Source organism: Streptococcus pneumoniae (assembly GCF_001457635.1).
GTDB classification, from domain to species: Bacteria; Bacillota; Bacilli; order Lactobacillales; family Streptococcaceae; genus Streptococcus; species Streptococcus pneumoniae.
Map to the genome: position 1 here is coordinate 2,050,251 of NZ_LN831051.1, position 16,372 is coordinate 2,066,622.

The 16,372-nt window shown below is 37.4% G+C and carries 11 protein-coding genes and 2 pseudogenes; 1 reads left to right on the forward strand and 12 read right to left on the reverse strand.

All coding sequences use genetic code 11. The features are described from left to right. Positions 1-350: 350 nt before the first annotated feature. The 4 genes and pseudogenes from AT689_RS10830 to AT689_RS13825 all read right to left on the reverse strand — a co-directional run bounded on the left by AT689_RS10830 (position 351) and on the right by AT689_RS13825 (position 7,454). Complete coding sequence (locus tag AT689_RS10830) at positions 351-1,766, reverse strand: glycoside hydrolase family 1 protein (protein ID WP_000151832.1); 1,416 nt, start codon at positions 1,764-1,766, stop codon at positions 351-353. Positions 1,767-1,778: 12 nt separating this feature from the next. Then, positions 1,779-3,617, reverse strand: a complete 1,839-nt coding sequence (locus AT689_RS10835; protein ID WP_000120566.1) for a beta-glucoside-specific PTS transporter subunit IIABC — start codon at positions 3,615-3,617, stop codon at positions 1,779-1,781. A 17-nt stretch (positions 3,618-3,634) separates the two neighbouring features. Further along, complete coding sequence (gene licT, locus AT689_RS10840) at positions 3,635-4,474, reverse strand: BglG family transcription antiterminator LicT (RefSeq protein WP_000584538.1); 840 nt, start codon at positions 4,472-4,474, stop codon at positions 3,635-3,637. Between the two features lie 300 nt (positions 4,475-4,774). Continuing rightward, positions 4,775-7,454, reverse strand: a pseudogene (locus AT689_RS13825) (TOTE conflict system archaeo-eukaryotic primase domain-containing protein). Between the two features lie 246 nt (positions 7,455-7,700). Here AT689_RS13825 and AT689_RS12720 point away from each other — a divergent pair. Then, positions 7,701-8,972 (forward strand): annotated as a pseudogene (locus AT689_RS12720) (IS3 family transposase). A 115-nt stretch (positions 8,973-9,087) separates the two neighbouring features. On the opposite strand, the gene AT689_RS10875 reads toward AT689_RS12720, so the two are convergent. The 8 genes from AT689_RS10875 to AT689_RS10910 form a co-directional block, all read right to left on the reverse strand. Further along, positions 9,088-9,891: a Fic/DOC family protein gene (locus AT689_RS10875; RefSeq protein WP_001192124.1), complete on the reverse strand. Its 804-nt coding sequence runs from the start codon at positions 9,889-9,891 to the stop codon at positions 9,088-9,090. Between the two features lie 274 nt (positions 9,892-10,165). Then, complete coding sequence (locus tag AT689_RS10880; RefSeq protein ID WP_000033774.1) at positions 10,166-10,921, reverse strand: DUF3883 domain-containing protein; 756 nt, start codon at positions 10,919-10,921, stop codon at positions 10,166-10,168. Positions 10,922-10,990: 69 nt separating this feature from the next. Further along, entirely contained in the window at positions 10,991-13,642 is a 2,652-nt protein-coding gene (locus AT689_RS10885) for a valine--tRNA ligase (protein ID WP_000032223.1), read from the reverse strand. Continuing rightward, a complete protein-coding gene (locus tag AT689_RS10890) occupies positions 13,635-14,213 on the reverse strand; it encodes an AAA family ATPase (RefSeq protein WP_000550021.1) in 579 nt (192 codons plus the stop codon). The genes AT689_RS10885 and AT689_RS10890 overlap by 8 nt, the downstream gene beginning before the upstream one ends. Further along, positions 14,213-14,773 (reverse strand): GNAT family N-acetyltransferase, encoded by a 561-nt coding sequence (locus tag AT689_RS10895; RefSeq protein WP_000124545.1) that lies wholly within the window; start codon positions 14,771-14,773, stop codon positions 14,213-14,215. The genes AT689_RS10890 and AT689_RS10895 overlap by 1 nt, the downstream gene beginning before the upstream one ends. Continuing rightward, complete coding sequence (locus tag AT689_RS10900; RefSeq protein ID WP_000580663.1) at positions 14,760-15,209, reverse strand: flavin reductase; 450 nt, start codon at positions 15,207-15,209, stop codon at positions 14,760-14,762. Before AT689_RS10900 ends, AT689_RS10895 begins: the two co-directional genes overlap by 14 nt. 412 nt (positions 15,210-15,621) lie before the next feature. Continuing rightward, positions 15,622-16,017, reverse strand: a complete 396-nt coding sequence (locus tag AT689_RS10905) for a helix-hairpin-helix domain-containing protein (protein WP_000038624.1) — start codon at positions 16,015-16,017, stop codon at positions 15,622-15,624. A gap of 95 nt (positions 16,018-16,112) precedes the next feature. Beyond that, complete coding sequence (locus AT689_RS10910; RefSeq protein ID WP_000119708.1) at positions 16,113-16,367, reverse strand: DUF1912 family protein; 255 nt, start codon at positions 16,365-16,367, stop codon at positions 16,113-16,115. Between the last annotated feature and the right edge of the window lie 5 nt (positions 16,368-16,372).

Sequence of the window (16,372 nt, forward strand, 5' to 3'; positions counted from 1 at the left end):
TCAGATTTTTACCATTCTTGCAAGACCTATCTTACTTCTGCTTGTTAGCTTATTCTTATCTAACTTTATAGCGGATTGAAATAAGATGAAAACAAATCGATTGGGAAAGTAAAATTAATTTCTATAAATGTTTTAGCAATTGTTTCGTACTATTTTAGATTCAGTCTACTATATATAACCAATCTATCCTAAGTTAACTATTTATAATCGGCTCTCTGTAACAAAATTAAATTAATTAATCCCCCTATAAAATAAAGAGGTTTAGAATTTGATGTCTTCCAAACCTCTTTATTTCATATTTAATGAGATGCTGCCTTAACCGTGATAATATCTAATCATCAATAAACAAACTATTTGAATAAGGATTCTCCATTTGATTCAATCACTCCTTTATACCAAGTAAAGGACATTTTCTTATATCGATTGAATGTGCCATTTCCATCATCATTTCGATCAACATAAATGAGACCGTACCTCTTAGAAAGCTGTGCAGTGGACATAGAAACGCAGTCAATACATCCCCAAGACGTATAGCCCATAATTTCCACACCATCTTGTAGAGCTTCAGCTACTTGCAATAAATGTTCTTTCATATACTGAATTCTATAATCATCTTGGACTGTTAAGTTATTAAATTCATCTTTTATTAGTTGATCTTTAGCACCTAATCCGTTTTCCACTATAAATAATGGAATTTGATAACGGTCATAATATCTATTTAAAATTATACGTAGTCCAATTGGATCAATTTGCCATCCCCACTCAGAAGACTCTAAATAAGGATTTACTAAACCACCAATAATATTCCCTTCTCCTGAATTATACTGTGTTGGAAGAGCAGATTGAGTCACACTCATGTAATAGCTAAAGGATAAAAAATCTACAGTATAATTTTTTAATAACTCTGCATCTTCAGCTGCAAACTCTATGTTAATGTCATTTTCCTTAAAATATCTTTTTGCATAATTCGGATAATAACCTCTAACATGCACATCTGAAAATAGATAATTTAGATTCTCATACTCATGAGTCGCCCATACATCTTTTGGATTTGGAGTCATTGGATAAGCTGGCATAGCTAATACCATACACCCCACCTTAAACTCTGAATTAATCTCACGAGCAATTTTTGTAACCAAACTCGAGGCGACTAATTCATGATGTATAGCTTGATATAATTCTTGTTTCGAAAGATTCTCCTTAGGTATATCTATTCCTCCACTAGTAAACGGTAATTCCAAAACAGAGTTTACTTCGTTAAATGTAAGCCAATATTTAACTTTATCTTTATACCTTTCTAAAACTGTTCGAGCAAATTTTTCATAAAAATGAATCATTCTCCTATCAATCCATCCATGATATTTTCTTGCTAAATATAATGGAGTCTCATAGTGTGAAAGAGTTACAAGTGGTTCTATCCCGTGAGCATGTAGTTCATCAAACAATTCATCATAATATTTCAACCCAGCTTCGTTAGGTTCTTCCTCATCTCCTTTTGGAAAAATTCTACTCCATGCAATAGAAGTACGAAAAACATTAAAGCCCATTTCAGAAAACAAGGATATATCTTCCTTATATTTATGATAAAAATCAATACCTATCAATTTTAAGTTATCTTCTGTAGGATTTTCTGTTGCTTCTCCTAATCCACCTTTGGGTAACACATCCTGAACTGATAAGCCCTTACCATCTTCATTATATGCTCCCTCTACTTGATTAGCTGCAACAGCTCCACCCCAAAGAAAATCATCTGGAAAAATGGTCATAACTTTCCTCCATTATAATATTACCAGTAATTCCTTAGAATGCTCGATTGTCTGATTATTAGGTAATACTAATACATCTAGAAAATCATTGGTATTCGTTACAATTACTGGTGTAACTGTTTCGTAGCCTTTAGTCTTGATTAAATTCAAGTCCATTTCAAAAATCAACTGATTTTTGAAAACTCTGTCTCCTTCTTCTACATGACTAATAAAACCTTGACCTTTTAGCTCAACAGTATCTAATCCAATATGAATTAGTAACTCAACACCCTCATCACTCTTCAATCCAATTGCGTGCTTAGTCGGAAAAATATTTGTAATTTTCCCATCAAATGGTGCATAAACCTTACCTTCACTTGGAATAATCGCTACTCCGTCTCCAATTAGTTTATCTGAAAATGTTTTATCCTGGACATCGCTTAACGGAATGATTTCTCCTGATATAGGAGAAAATATCATTTTTTTATTTGAAACTCCAGCTTTAACTTCTAAATTGCTAGAACTCTCTTCTTCATCGATTCCAAATATATAAGCTAATACAAAGGTAATAACAACCGAAATAACCGCCACAATTAAAGCATTTACAATATTTGATGGTACATCAGAATAAATAAATTGAGGCAACGCTATCAAAGATGGGACAGCAAATAGATACGCTTTAACACTAGTAAGACCTGCAAATAATCCCGCTAATCCACCACCAATCATAGCTGCATAAAGCGGTTTTTTATATTTTAAAGTCACACCATATAATGCAGGTTCGGTAATCCCTGCAAGTAAGGCTGAGAAACCTGCTGCAAAAGCAATTTGTTTTGTATTATTATTTTTACTCTTTAATGCAACAGCCATCGAAGCAGACCCTTGAGCTAAGTTTGACCCTAACATTGCTGGAAGAATTAATACGTCTGGAGTAGCAATAGATGCCGCCAAAAAAATAGGTGCAAAAGCCCAATGCATTCCAGTCATAACAATAAATGGCATAATAGCACCAAGAATAGCTAATGTAAGCCATCCAGCTACATCATACATTTGCCCAACTAGATTTGATAATCCTTCACCAACAATTACTCCAATAGGCCCGACTACAACTAAGGCAATACAGCTTGATACTAATAATACTAGCGTAGGTTGCAAAAAACTCTTAGTAACAGCTGGTGTTAATTTAGCAATCATTTTTTCAATATATTTCATCAACCAAACCATAATAAGAATTGGAACGACTGACGAACCATAACTAGCTGGTATCACAGGTACACCAAATAAACTAAGAGGATTCCCTGATTGCACCATTTGAACAAAATTTGGATGGAGAAGTACACCTGCTACAGACATAGCTAATGTAGATGTTACTTTTAATTTTTGTGATGCAGAATAAGCTAATAACAGCGGTAAGAAATAATATGGAGCATCCCCAAAAAATGTCAAAAAAGCAATAGTCTGAGAATCTGATTGCAATATACCAAGCATTGGTAAAATAATTACCAAGACTTTCAGCATACCTCCCCCTAACATTGCTGGAATGATTGGAGTCATGGAACCAGCGATATACTCAATGATTCTTTCTAAAATATTCCCTTTGTGCCCTTGAACAACTGAATCGGATTCAAAATTGCCAAGTTTAACGAATTCTTTATAATAATTAGCTACATCATTACCAAGTATAATTTGATATTGTCCATTCTTTTTCATAATACCTATTACACCTGGTATCTTCTTCACATCATCATCATTGACTAAATTTTCATCTTTTAATTCTAATCTTAAACGTGTTACACAATGGGTAACTCTATTGACATTTTTTTCACCTCCAATTACATCGAGGATTTTTTGTACCTTATCTTTATAACTCATGGTATTCTCCTATTCTATTAATCTAAATTTTTTGTTAAGCGACGAATATGAGCCATCAAATAAACTAATTCACTAGAAGTCAGCAAATAATTGTACTCAGTTTGTATAAACATTGCCACCTGTTCACCACATTCATATTCTCTAGGATATTTATTTTTCATTAATGCTAACAAGTCTTCATCATCATCGTCACAATAAGTTGTATTTTCAACCAAGCGATGGGCAAATAATTTTATATGAGTTATGAATCTATAATAATCAATAGAATCTTGGTTAAACTCAGTACAATAGAAATCTTGAATGATTTTCTCAATTCCCATAATTATTTCAGTGATTTTATACGACTCTTGAAAATTATTTTCTAAATTAGCATTAACAAAATGTAGCGCTATGAATGCAGCTTCGTCAATTGGAAGTTCAATACCTAACTCTTTTTTTATTATTTGTAAAGCCCTTTTCCCAAGCTCAAATTCTTCTTTATAATATTTCGAGATTTCCCAGCGTAGGGGATTCGAAATAATAACTCCTTCTTTATAACGTTCTATACTCGAAGAAATATGATCCGTTAGATTTATATAGATAATCTCATCAAAATTATTACCTAATGTTATTTTACCTAGGTTAATTATTTTTTCGGTGATGTACACCAACTCCAAAGGAACGTTAATAAACATCTCTGTAAAACGGGTCATATTATCTCTATTTTTGAGAAAAAAACTTTTCTCAATATCAATTGGATTTACTTTATCTCCAGTTTTTCTTCCAAAAGCTATTCCCCTTCCAAAAAGAAGAATATCGATATCTTTTTTACTTTGCGCAATTACGGCATTGTGGTTTAGTATTCGTTTTATGATCATAAAATTTCCCTTTTAAAATAAAAGGAACCTACTTAAAAAACATCAAGAAACTTCTTCTGATGTGATTAAATAGGTTCCTGCTCACTTGTATTAGTGATAACATCCTTTTATTTCAATTTTTAATGGTGACATGAAGCTTAAATAATTAATAACTCTGTAACCGTTTTTATTTTATGATATTTCAATCTATTTGTCAAGTACTTATAAAAATTTTTTTATTTTGTGTGATTCGAATGTGATAATGGCAACAGTCTCACTAAAGAAATGAAAATCATACATAGAAATTTTTAAAAATTTTCTCTATCGTAAACCTGCCACTAGTTCAGAAACTATACTAGCTGATTCCAAACGTAATATGGTCATCTCATCTACCTTCCCTAATAATGGCATTGCACCATACCAAACAATAGTCTTATTCACCAAAAGAATAGGCGTTACTATTTTTGATTGAGTAAAAGACACTTTAATTTTCTGGCTCTTCAACTGGTCTAGCCATGCTTTATTTGCAACCGTCTCTGGTATACATATCTCAATTTGACTAATCCTAAATTCTTTTAGAAAATTCATCAGTTTTGTCTGGTGCACATAAGGTAAAATAAGCAGACATTCCTGTCTTTCCCCTGCTAAGTCCTCTCTCAACACCTTCTCATATCTACTATCAACATAAACGAATTGTTTCTCCTCACCCTCGATGACACGATAATCCATCTTTCGATAAGCTACTTGTCGTTTCTGAAACATCTTTTCTAAATAAGGAACATGAATATCCACATAATCGAAAATACGCACCAAAGACTTATCCTTGTAGTTTCTATGAATCCGACCTGCATACTGAATTAAATTATTTTTCCAAGAAAAGGGTGCTGCCAAGATAAGCGTGTCCAACTGAGGTAAGTCAAAACCTTCGCCAATGTATTTTCCAGTAGACAACAAAACAAACCCTTTATCTAACTGTTCTAACGTCTCCAGTAAACTCGTTCTTTCTCGGACTTTGGTTTTTCCGCTAATAATGTAACAGTCATCAACCTCTTTCTCTTTCAATAACTTTTCAAAGACATCTATCTGTTGAATTCGATTAACTAAAACCAAGATATTCCGTCCTTCTGCCACTTGGGCTAGAATATCCTTGAGAATCAACTGATTCCTCGCTGAGTCTGTAGCAATCCAATCACTGAGCTGTATAAAATTACTTGCTTTGGTCTTTTCAATCTCCAAATGACCAAAAGAAGTGAATCTTAATTGCAATTGCCGTTTAAAATCCGTTTCCCTCTTATCAGCAGTATGGAGTATCTCACCAATTCTCTGAAAAACAATAGGCTCATGACCATTCTTACGCTCAGGCGTAGCCGTCAAACCGTAAAGATACTTCCCTCTAAACTGAGCAACAACTTTTTCAAACATCAAGGCAGAGACATGATGACACTCATCCACAATCATCATCTCATACTCATCCAAAAGACTTTGACTATTTTCCAACTTAAATAGAGATTGAATCATAACGACATCAACCAGTTTACTCAGCCATTTCTTAGTCCCACCGTACTGTCCAACATAGCCGATTACCTTTTCACGACCTGATGCCGTATAACGGATAGCCTCCTCCTCTTCGAAAGTCAAAAAGCAGTTTAAGCGATCTAGCCATTGGTCTAAGAGTTGCTTATTATGGACTAGAATAATTGTTTTTGTTTTCCGTTCAGAGATAAGAGCAGCACCTAAAACGGTCTTCCCAAAACCAGTCTCCGCATGAAGTAAACCATTTTCTTTAGAAGTCATATCTGACAGGGCTAACTCTTGCTCAAAAGTGAGTTCTCCCTTAAATTCCACGCTAATAGACCTTTGTACCTTTCTCCTATCTTCCACAGATACCTGCTTAAATTTATCTTGCAATGGATATAACAAGCCTCTTGGCAGCCATAAATAATAATCGGATTCTCCAAATAAATACATTCTCTCAGGAATTTGATAGGTTGGCTGTCGCATAGCCTGCTTTAAATAAAATTCGGGATTAGAAAATGAAGCCATATTTTTCAAGAAAAACAGTGTCTTGGGTGTCACAGACGATTTTTCAAGTTGGATCATATTGGATAAGACGATCTTCAACTCCTTGTCCAATTCTTGCTTGCCTAACTCTTCTTGGATTAACAGTGCCACTTTAGCAGTTGAAACCCTCTGAATTTCTTGTAGATACCTCCATTGGTCTTCATAAGGCTGAAACTGTTCATCCACAAAGACCGTTCGCCCTTGATGGTAAGCTTCTCCTTGAAAAGGCAAGGCAATCAAATTTCCAAATCCCCCCCTTAGGAAGGACATCCTGATTTGGAAACATGCGATCAAAAGAATCAAAGGACAGTTGCATACTTTCCTGCATTGCCAGTTCTATCAGTTTCTTTCCAAACAAGCGAGCCTCTCGACTCGGAATCGCTTCCTCAAAGAAGAACCAAATATGGAGTCCGTGACCCGAACGAGAAATCTCTAAATGGGCTTCCATCTGGCGTTCCCTGGCTATTCTTCGAATGGTTAAACCAGCTTCTTTCCAATCTCCTTCATCAAAATCCAGTACCAAAAAATGACAGCTATCATCTAAGTGCATAGGAAAGATACCGATAGCTGTCTCCCCACGAAAATGAGATTTCAAAACGGAGTCCGTCAATGTCTGGAAACTCCGTTTTTCAAGTGGCAACTGCTTCCAACCATAATCATAGGAAGGAAAATACTGAATTTTCCCTTGATCATTGATAAAACTCTTAGCATAAACATCATAACGGCCAGCAAACACGGAGGTAAACAATTGTAATTTTTCTTGCGTCGTCAAGTGACTACTTTGAAGTTGGAACATCTCCTCGAACCGAGAGCGTTCCATCACAAACTGACTCTTGTCTTTAAGACGTTTACACAAGAAAAACTCACTATCCCCATTAAAAGAAGAAAAGACATCAAGTACTTCTACCACAATTCCATCCAAAGACACAAAAATAGCCATAACAATCACCTCCTTGATTCCTATAGGCTGATTATAACAAGAATGGCTGAAATTGTACACGAAAATAAAATCCGAATAGCACTCATTTTGTATGCGACTAATAGTCCATCTCGCTCCGGAATGTACGAAGTAAATAGAGTTTAAACGAGCAGTCTATAAAATTCAAAAAACGCATCATATCAGGTGTACATGAACTACACCCCAAAAGTTAGACAGAAAAAATCTAACTTTTGGGGTGTTTTTATTATGAAATTAAGTTATGATGATAAAGTTCAGATCTATGAACTTAGAAAACAAGGATATAGCTTAGAGAAGCTTTCAAATAAATTTGGGATAAACAATTCTAATATTAGGTACATGATTAAATTGATTGATCGTTATGGAATAGAGTTCGTCAAAAAAGGAAAAAATCGTTACTATTCTCCTGATTTAAAACAAGAAATGATTAATAAAGTCTTACATGAAGGCTGGACTAAAGATAGAGTTTCTCTTGAATACGGTCTCCCAAGTCGTACGATACTTCTTAACTGGCTAGCACAATACAGGAAAAACGGGTATACTATTGTTGAGAAAACAAGAGGGAGAGTACCTGAGAGCGGAGAATGCCATCCTAAAAAAGTTAAGAGAACTCCGATTGAAGGAGGAAAAAGAGAAAGAAGAAAGACAGAAATTGTTCAAGAATTAATGACTGAGTTTTCGTTAGATCTTCTTCTAAAAGCTATTAAACTAGCTCGTTGGACCTACTACTATCACTTGAAACAGCTAGACAAACCAGATAAGGACCAAGAGCTTAAAGCTGAAATTCAATCCATTTTTATCGAACACAAGGGAAATTATGCTTATCGCTGTATTCATTTAGAACTAAGAAATCGTGCTTATCTGGTAAATCATAAAAGAGTTCAAGGCTTGATGAAAGTACTCAATTTACAAGCTAAAACGCGACAGAAACGAAAATATTCTTCTCATAAAGGAGACGTTGGCAAGAAGGCAGAGAATCTCATTCAAGGCCAATTTGAAGGCTCTAAAACAATGGAACAGTGCTACACAGATGTGACTGAATTTGCCATTCCAGTAAGTACTTAAAAGCTTTACTTATCACCAGTTTTAGATGGCTTTAATAGCGAAATTATCGCCTATAATCTTTCAACTTCACCCAACTTAGAACAAGTACAAACAATGTTGGAACAGGCATTCACAGAGAAGCACTACGAGAATACGATTCTCCATAGTGACCAAGGCTGGCAATACCAACACGATTCTTATCATCGGTTCCTAGAGAGTAAGGGAATTCAAGCATCCATGTCACGTAAGGGCAACAGCCAAGACAACGGTAGGATGGAATCTTTCTTTGGCATTTTAAAATCCGAAATGTTTTATGGCTATGAGAAAACATTTAAATCACTTAATCAATTGGAACAAGCCATTATAGACTATATTGATTATTACAACAATAAACGAATTAAGGTAAAACTAAAAGGACTTAGCCCTGTGCAATACAGAACTAAATCCTTCGGATAAATTAATTGTCTAACTGTTTGGGGTCAGTACATTTTAACACTTGATACTATGCGTTTTATTGTGGGAATGTTTACTTCATTTTTTCCTAAAATTCAATGTTTACTCAGTATTTGGATTATGAAAAATCGAGGTCTAAATCTAGATACATTTTTTCTGAAGACAAATCATTTTGACCACCGAGCAAGAGATTTTCAAAAAAAGCTGTTAAAAACTCAGGACGTCGCTGTAAAATCTTTGCATTATCTAATACCAAGGCATCACGAAAATACTTGGAATGTTGCTGAAATGGTATATTATCAATATCAAAACCAAACTCACGAAGATACTGAATCAAAAAGACCGTTACTGTCCGAGTGTTTCCTTCGCGAAATGGATGAATCTGCCAGATTCCTGAAATAAAATGCTGGATTTGTTTAACCACATCCGCCTGAGTTAGTGTCGCATATGCAACTTGTTTTTCCTGATTAAAATCATAATCTAAGGTCATTTGAATCATGGAGTAATCAGAGTACACAACACTTTCACCATTCAAAACAGGTTCATTCTTTGTGATATTGGTCTGACGAAATTGCCCCACCGGAATAGAGGGTTCAAATATATCTTGAAACAACTCCTTATGAATAGCAAGTAAGGTCGCAGGACTAAAGCTAAAGCCTCTTCGAGACAATAGTTCTACAATACGTAGAGAAACCAAGTCTGCCTCTTCCGTACTTGCATCAATAGTATGGTGATAAGCCGTTGCATCCTCATAAACCTGCTCATAAGTCAGTTCTCCCCGGGACTGTTTCTCAGCCAAAGATTCCATATACGCTGATGGCACTAGATTGTCAACTTTCTGCAGACCAAAACCTATCCGCCATAAATCACGCTTCGCTTCATAAGACAAGTTTGGATTGTCAATGTTGTAAGTTGATTGCATAGAAATATCCTTTCAATTGTTTTTCTTCATTACCAGTAAATCACGAAATTGGTTGGAAACTGGCTTAAACTATAAAAAGTCCTCACAATAGGTTCTATGATATATATATACTTCATGTAAATAATAAAAGAGTTATAATCAGCACTACTGATAAATTCAATACCGATTTCGCCATCTTAAAACTTAGTCAAACGAATACCGTTGATTTCCAGTTCATTAAGTCGTTGACCTGTCAAGACTTCTCGTTCCTTCAACTGGAAAAGTTAAGGGGGAACTAATACAAATCCTCTACGCTTCTATATTCAATGATTTCATTTTTTATAATATTCTTTTTAAACTCAAAATGTTTTAGAGGATTATCAACTAATACTAACTTTGGAATATCATCTAGGTTGGTGACCAGAGATAAAATAAAATCTGATTGAAACTCTTTAGCTTTCTCAAATTCGTAGGCAGTTAAACGGACACGACCCTTAGGTTTTCGAATCCCTTTAACTTCGGCAAGGTAGGAATGTTCTTGAATATCTACTTGGAAATCATATCCATCACCATAAAGACATGCATCGGTTAACTGTCCACCTTGAAATTTTTCTTCTTTATCAAAATGAAGGATAAAATAATTCTCTGCCTCCATCCCCGTTTCCTGTAGACGTTTGAATTTAGTTCGAATAATTGGTTTTTCAATTATAGTAATGCCTGTTTGCTTTCCTTCACTAGCAAGTAACATTTTAACAATTTCAACATAACTATGAACATCTTCATTTCCAAACATCATATCAATTAAATCTTTACGAAAACGGTAAACTTCAGCTTTCTGCCACCAACCTTTTCGACTATTGTCAAAATAAGGATCAAATAAATCCATTCTATTTTTTACAACTCCAGTTGTTTCAGCAATTCCCAAAGAAACCACATAGCGATAAAACTCCGACTTACTAGAATATTGAAATTCTTTTATAAAAAGCTTGGCAAACTTGGCAAGACCGTAGCCAATTAAATTTAACAATTCATAATGCGGGTGTTTAGACATCACTTTCTCCATCAATAGATAGTAATTTCATTATCCCAAAAAACACGGCATTACACCATGTTTCTGTGTTTATTTCACCAACTTCTTCATCTCATCAATACGTGCTACGGTCGCATCATACTTGGCTTGGTAGTCAGCTTGTTTGTCGCGTTCTTTTTGGACGACTTCTGGTTTGGCGTTGGCTACGAAGCGTTCGTTAGAGAGCTTCTTACCGACCATGTCCAGTTCTTTTTGCCATTTAGCAAGTTCCTTGTCAAGACGAGCCAGTTCTTCTTCGACATTGAGGAGGTCAGCCAATGGCAGGTAGATTTCTGCTCCTGTAATGACGCTTGACATAGCCAGTTCAGGTGCAGGGATGGTTGATGCGATTTCCAAGTGTTCTGGATTTGTAAAGCGTTTGATATAGTTGACATTGCTGTTAAAGAAGGCTTCCAAGTCGCTATCGCTTGTCTTAACAAGGATGGTGATAGGCTTGCTTGGTGCTACGTTTACTTCCGCACGCGCATTACGAACGGCACGGATCAAGTCTTTGAGACTTTCTACACCAGTATGAGCCGCAAGGTCTTCAAAGGCTAGATTAACAGTTGGGTATGCAGCTGTCACGATAGAACCTTCTGAGATTTGTCCAAAGATTTCCTCTGTCACGAATGGCATGATTGGGTGAAGGAGACGAAGGATCTTGTCCAGAGTGTAAAGGAGAACAGATCGAGTAATGACCTTATCGTCTTCATTGTCGCTGTAAAGGACTTCCTTGGTCAATTCAACATACCAGTTGGCAAATTCTTCCCAAATGAAGTTGTAAAGGATATGACCAGCCACACCAAACTCGAACTTATCAAAGTTTTCAGTAACTTTTGCAATGGTTTCGTTGAGATTGTGGAGAATCCAGCGGTCCGTCACATTACCAGCCTCACCTGTTGCAACTTTTGTGACATTGTCATGCGCCACATCCAGCGTCAAACCTTCATTGTTCATGAGGATATAGCGAGAAATGTTCCAAATTTTGTTAATAAAGTTCCATGAAGCATCCATTTTCTCGTAAGAGAAACGAACGTCTTGACCAGGAGCTGAGCCGTTTGACAAGAACCAACGAAGACTATCTGTACCATATTTATCAATAACATCCATTGGGTCAATGCCATTTCCAAGAGATTTAGACATCTTACGTCCTTCTTCATCACGAATTAGACCATGGATAAGGACGTTTTGGAATGGTTGACGGCCTGTGAATTCCAATGACTGGAAGATCATACGAGACACCCAGAAGAAGATGATGTCGTAACCTGTTACCAAGGTTGAAGTTGGGAAATAACGTTTAAAGTCTTCTGAGTCGACTTCAGGCCAGCCCATGGTTGAAAATGGCCAGAGGGCAGAACTGAACCAAGTATCCAAGACGTCTTCGTCCTGAGTCCATCCGTCACCTTCTGGAGCTTCTTCGCCGACATACATTTCACCATCAGCATTGTACCAGGCAGGGATTTGGTGACCCCACCAAAGCTGACGAGAGATAACCCAGTCGTGGACATTTTCCATCCATTGAAGGAAGGTATCGTTGAAACGAGGTGGGTAGAATTCGACCTTGTCCTCTGTGTCTTGGTTGGCAATGGCGTTCTTAGCCAATTGGTCCATCTTGACGAACCATTGAGTAGACAAGCGTGGCTCAACTACGACACCTGTCCGTTCTGAGTGACCGACTGAATGGACACGTTTTTCGATTTTGACAAGGGCACCGATTTCTTCCAACTTAGCAACGACTGCCTTACGAGCTTCAAAACGATCCATGCCTGAAAATTCAAAGGCAAGCTCATTCATAGTTCCGTCGTCGTTCATGACGTTGACTTGTGGCAAGTTATGACGTTGGCCAACCAAGAAGTCATTTGGATCGTGGGCAGGTGTGATTTTCACGACACCAGTACCAAACTCAGGATCTGCGTGCTCATCTCCAACGATTGGGATGAGTTTATTAGCGATTGGAAGGATGACGTTTTTACCAATCAAGTCCTTGTAGCGCGGGTCTTCTGGATTAACCGCAACCGCAACGTCCCCAAACATAGTCTCAGGACGAGTTGTAGCAACTTCAAGGGCGCGTGAACCATCTTCCAGCATGTAGTTCATGTGGTAGAAGGCACCTTCGACATCCTTGTGAATCACCTCAATATCAGAAAGGGCTGTGCGAGCTGCTGGGTCCCAGTTGATGATAAACTCACCACGGTAGATCCAGCCTTTCTTGTAAAGGTCCACAAAGACCTTACGAACAGCTTTTGACAAACCTTCGTCAAGAGTGAAACGCTCACGAGAGTAGTCTACAGAGAGCCCCATCTTGCCCCATTGTTCCTTGATAGTAGTGGCATATTCGTCTTTCCATTCCCAGACTTTCGTCAAGAAAGACTCACGACCAAGGTCATAGCGGGAAATGCCCTCACCACGCAAGCGCTCCTCTACCTTAGCCTGAGTGGCAATCCCTGCGTGGTCCATCCCAGGAAGCCAAAGGGTATCAAAACCTTGCATGCGTTTTTGACGGATGATAATATCTTGCAAAGTTGTATCCCAAGCGTGACCAAGGTGAAGTTTACCTGTAACGTTTGGTGGTGGAATAACGATTGAATAAGGCTTAGCCTTTTGATCGCCTGAAGGCTTGAAAACATCAGCATCAAGCCATTTTTGGTAACGACCAGCCTCAACCTCGGCTGGATTGTATTTAGATGAAAGTTCTTTAGACATGTGTGTGTCCTTTCTCTATTTTGTTTATTTTATTTTGAATTTGCTTAGCAGCTTCTTCTGCAGACAAATTCGTATTATTTATTTTAAAGTAGTGGTGCAACTCATTCGGTTGATATTGGGAATTTAATTGAAGTGTTTCAGCGGTCTCTAAAATTTCTCTTTCAGATACCTCAATATGTCGTTTTAAGGGTTTGTGCTTTAATCGATTCTCCGTTCGATTTCGACGTATGCACTCTTCAAGACTTGTTTCCAACTCAACAAAAAGAATCTCTTGATGATAATCATCCAACAAATTCTGAATTTGCTTTAAATATATCAGATGATACTGATTTGAAAAATCAATTACATCTGTTAAAATTACTGATCGCTGATTTCTTGCACTTGCTCCAAGGAATGAAAAAGTGATTCCACGAACAAATTCCCACATTTCCTCTGTATAGTCCTGATAGATTTCTAGTGCAAAATCAATGGCTTGATGGTTATAAAATAGGGTAGCATCCGTCAGTCGAGATAATTCTTGACCAATGGTCATTTTTCCTGATGCTGGAGCACCAATGATGAAAAGATGCATCAAATCACCCCCCACTCACTCTTCAGCAAGGCATATCTCAAATCATCACAGCAGTTGCCTTGAGCATCTTTACGGTCTCTTATGCGAGCTTCGAGGGTAAAGCCAAGCTTTTCCGCGACTCGTTGACTTTGAAGGTTATATCCAAAGCAAGTTAGTTCAATCTTGTGAAGACCCAAATCTTTAAAGGCTAAGTCAATCAAGGCACGCGCAGCTTCTGGCACATAACCTCGCCCCCAATAGTCTGAGTGTAAGGTATAGCCGATTTCCATCACATCATCTTCATGGCGATGGTTGAAATAGATAGAGCCAACGATCTTATCCGTTCCTTTGACGACAATCCCGTAGCCTGCTGGGAGATTTTCCTTTTGATTACGCTCCGGAAGAATGTGCTCCAGATAATAAATCTCATCTTCCAAGGTCTTGACTGGAGGAAAACCTGCTGGATAGGCGACCTCTGGCAAACTAGCATAGTCAAAGATATCCTCAGCATCCGCCACAGTACGGACTCGTAAAACGAGACGTTCTGTTTCGATTTTATCTGGCAGCTCAGTTCTTGCCATCCTTCTTCCTCGCTTTTTTGATGAAACTGCCCTTCATATCTACACGCTTGTCCAGATAGCGATAAACGCGCTGATATCCATCTCCCATGAAATAGGTTGGGGCAAACAGTTGATTTTTAAAATGTCCCTTTTCATCCAGGAGTTCTGGGGCAACAAGTCGCTCAAGAATCTTGGCAAAGATGTGGCAAATACCGTCTTCCTCAACAATCCTATCTACCCGACAATCTAAAACAAGTGGACAGGCGTCTAAAATAGGAGTCTGAGTTCGTTCAGAAATTTCATAATGCACTCCCAAACGTTCCAATTTCTCCTGATGACTGATAAAACCAGCCTGCTCCATCGCAAGCATAGAAGTTTCATCAGAAATATTCACAGTAAATTTTTGATACTGTTTGATCTGCTCTGCGGCATTCTCTCTCGCAACGACTCCAATCACAACCCAATCTCCTAGACTATAAGAGGAACTACAGGTCGTGATGTTATAGCCAAAATTCTAATCTTGATATCCTAAAATAAAAACAGGAAAACCATAATATAGTTTACTTGTGTTAAAAGATTGCTTCATAACAACCCCCTTTGACTAAGACGTAAAAGAAAAGCCCTGCCATCTACATGACAGGGACGAATGTGTTTATCCGCGGTACCACCCAATTTCGGGCAGTTGCCCGCAACTCTCGTCTTTAAAGCAAAAAGACACTTTTATTTCAATTTTTCATCCATTAGCAACCAGTTTTGACACATTTGTGGACTTCTCAGCGCCGCCACTTTCTGTAAAATGTGGGATTCAAAACACCTCTAATGGCTCTATTGTAGCAAGATTTTTTCGGAAATGCAAGGCTCAAGAAAAATTACTTGAACTTGATGCCATTTTCTTTCAATTTCTTGATGGTAGCTGGGCCGATTCCTTTCAAGTCAAGGAGTTCTTTTTCAGTCCAGTTTTTGAAATGTGAAGCAGACTTGATTCCTTCATCATAGAAAGTCTTGGCACGATCAAGTGGAAGTCCACCCAAATTTGCTGCAAAATCTTCTACAGAATTAGCTACTTTTTGAGCTTGCTCTTTGGTAGCTTCTACTGCTTGTTCAACTTTTTTAGAAACAGCCTTACCAGCTGCGCTTGCTGACTGTTCTGCACGCTTCACGACTTTTTTTGTCTCATCTACAACCTTAGTCACAGTACTTGAAAAGGCACCTGCGCGACGGAGGCCATTTCGTAATTGTTTTTTACGATTGAGTTTCTTTGACATGATAAAATCCTTTCAATAAAAAATCCCTGCTCTGACAAGGATTTAACATAAACATTCTATCAAGATTTTAGTGAAAAATCAAGAATCTTTCTCGTTTAATAATTTCGCTCACCAAACAAGCCTTCTGGCAAATCATGGAATCCCTTGCCTACTTTGAAGTTTTCAAACTTACCAAGCAAGAACTGATAAGCATCCAAGCGACTCTCGTAGCGAATCATGGCATCTTTGGCACGCTCGTCCTGGTCTTCTTCGTAAACTTTTTGACTTTCCTTGTGCGCCATATCGTTAATCATGATTTGGGTATTGACCCAAGCTTCAAATTCCTTCATAAATTCTTGTTCGTAACTCATTTTTT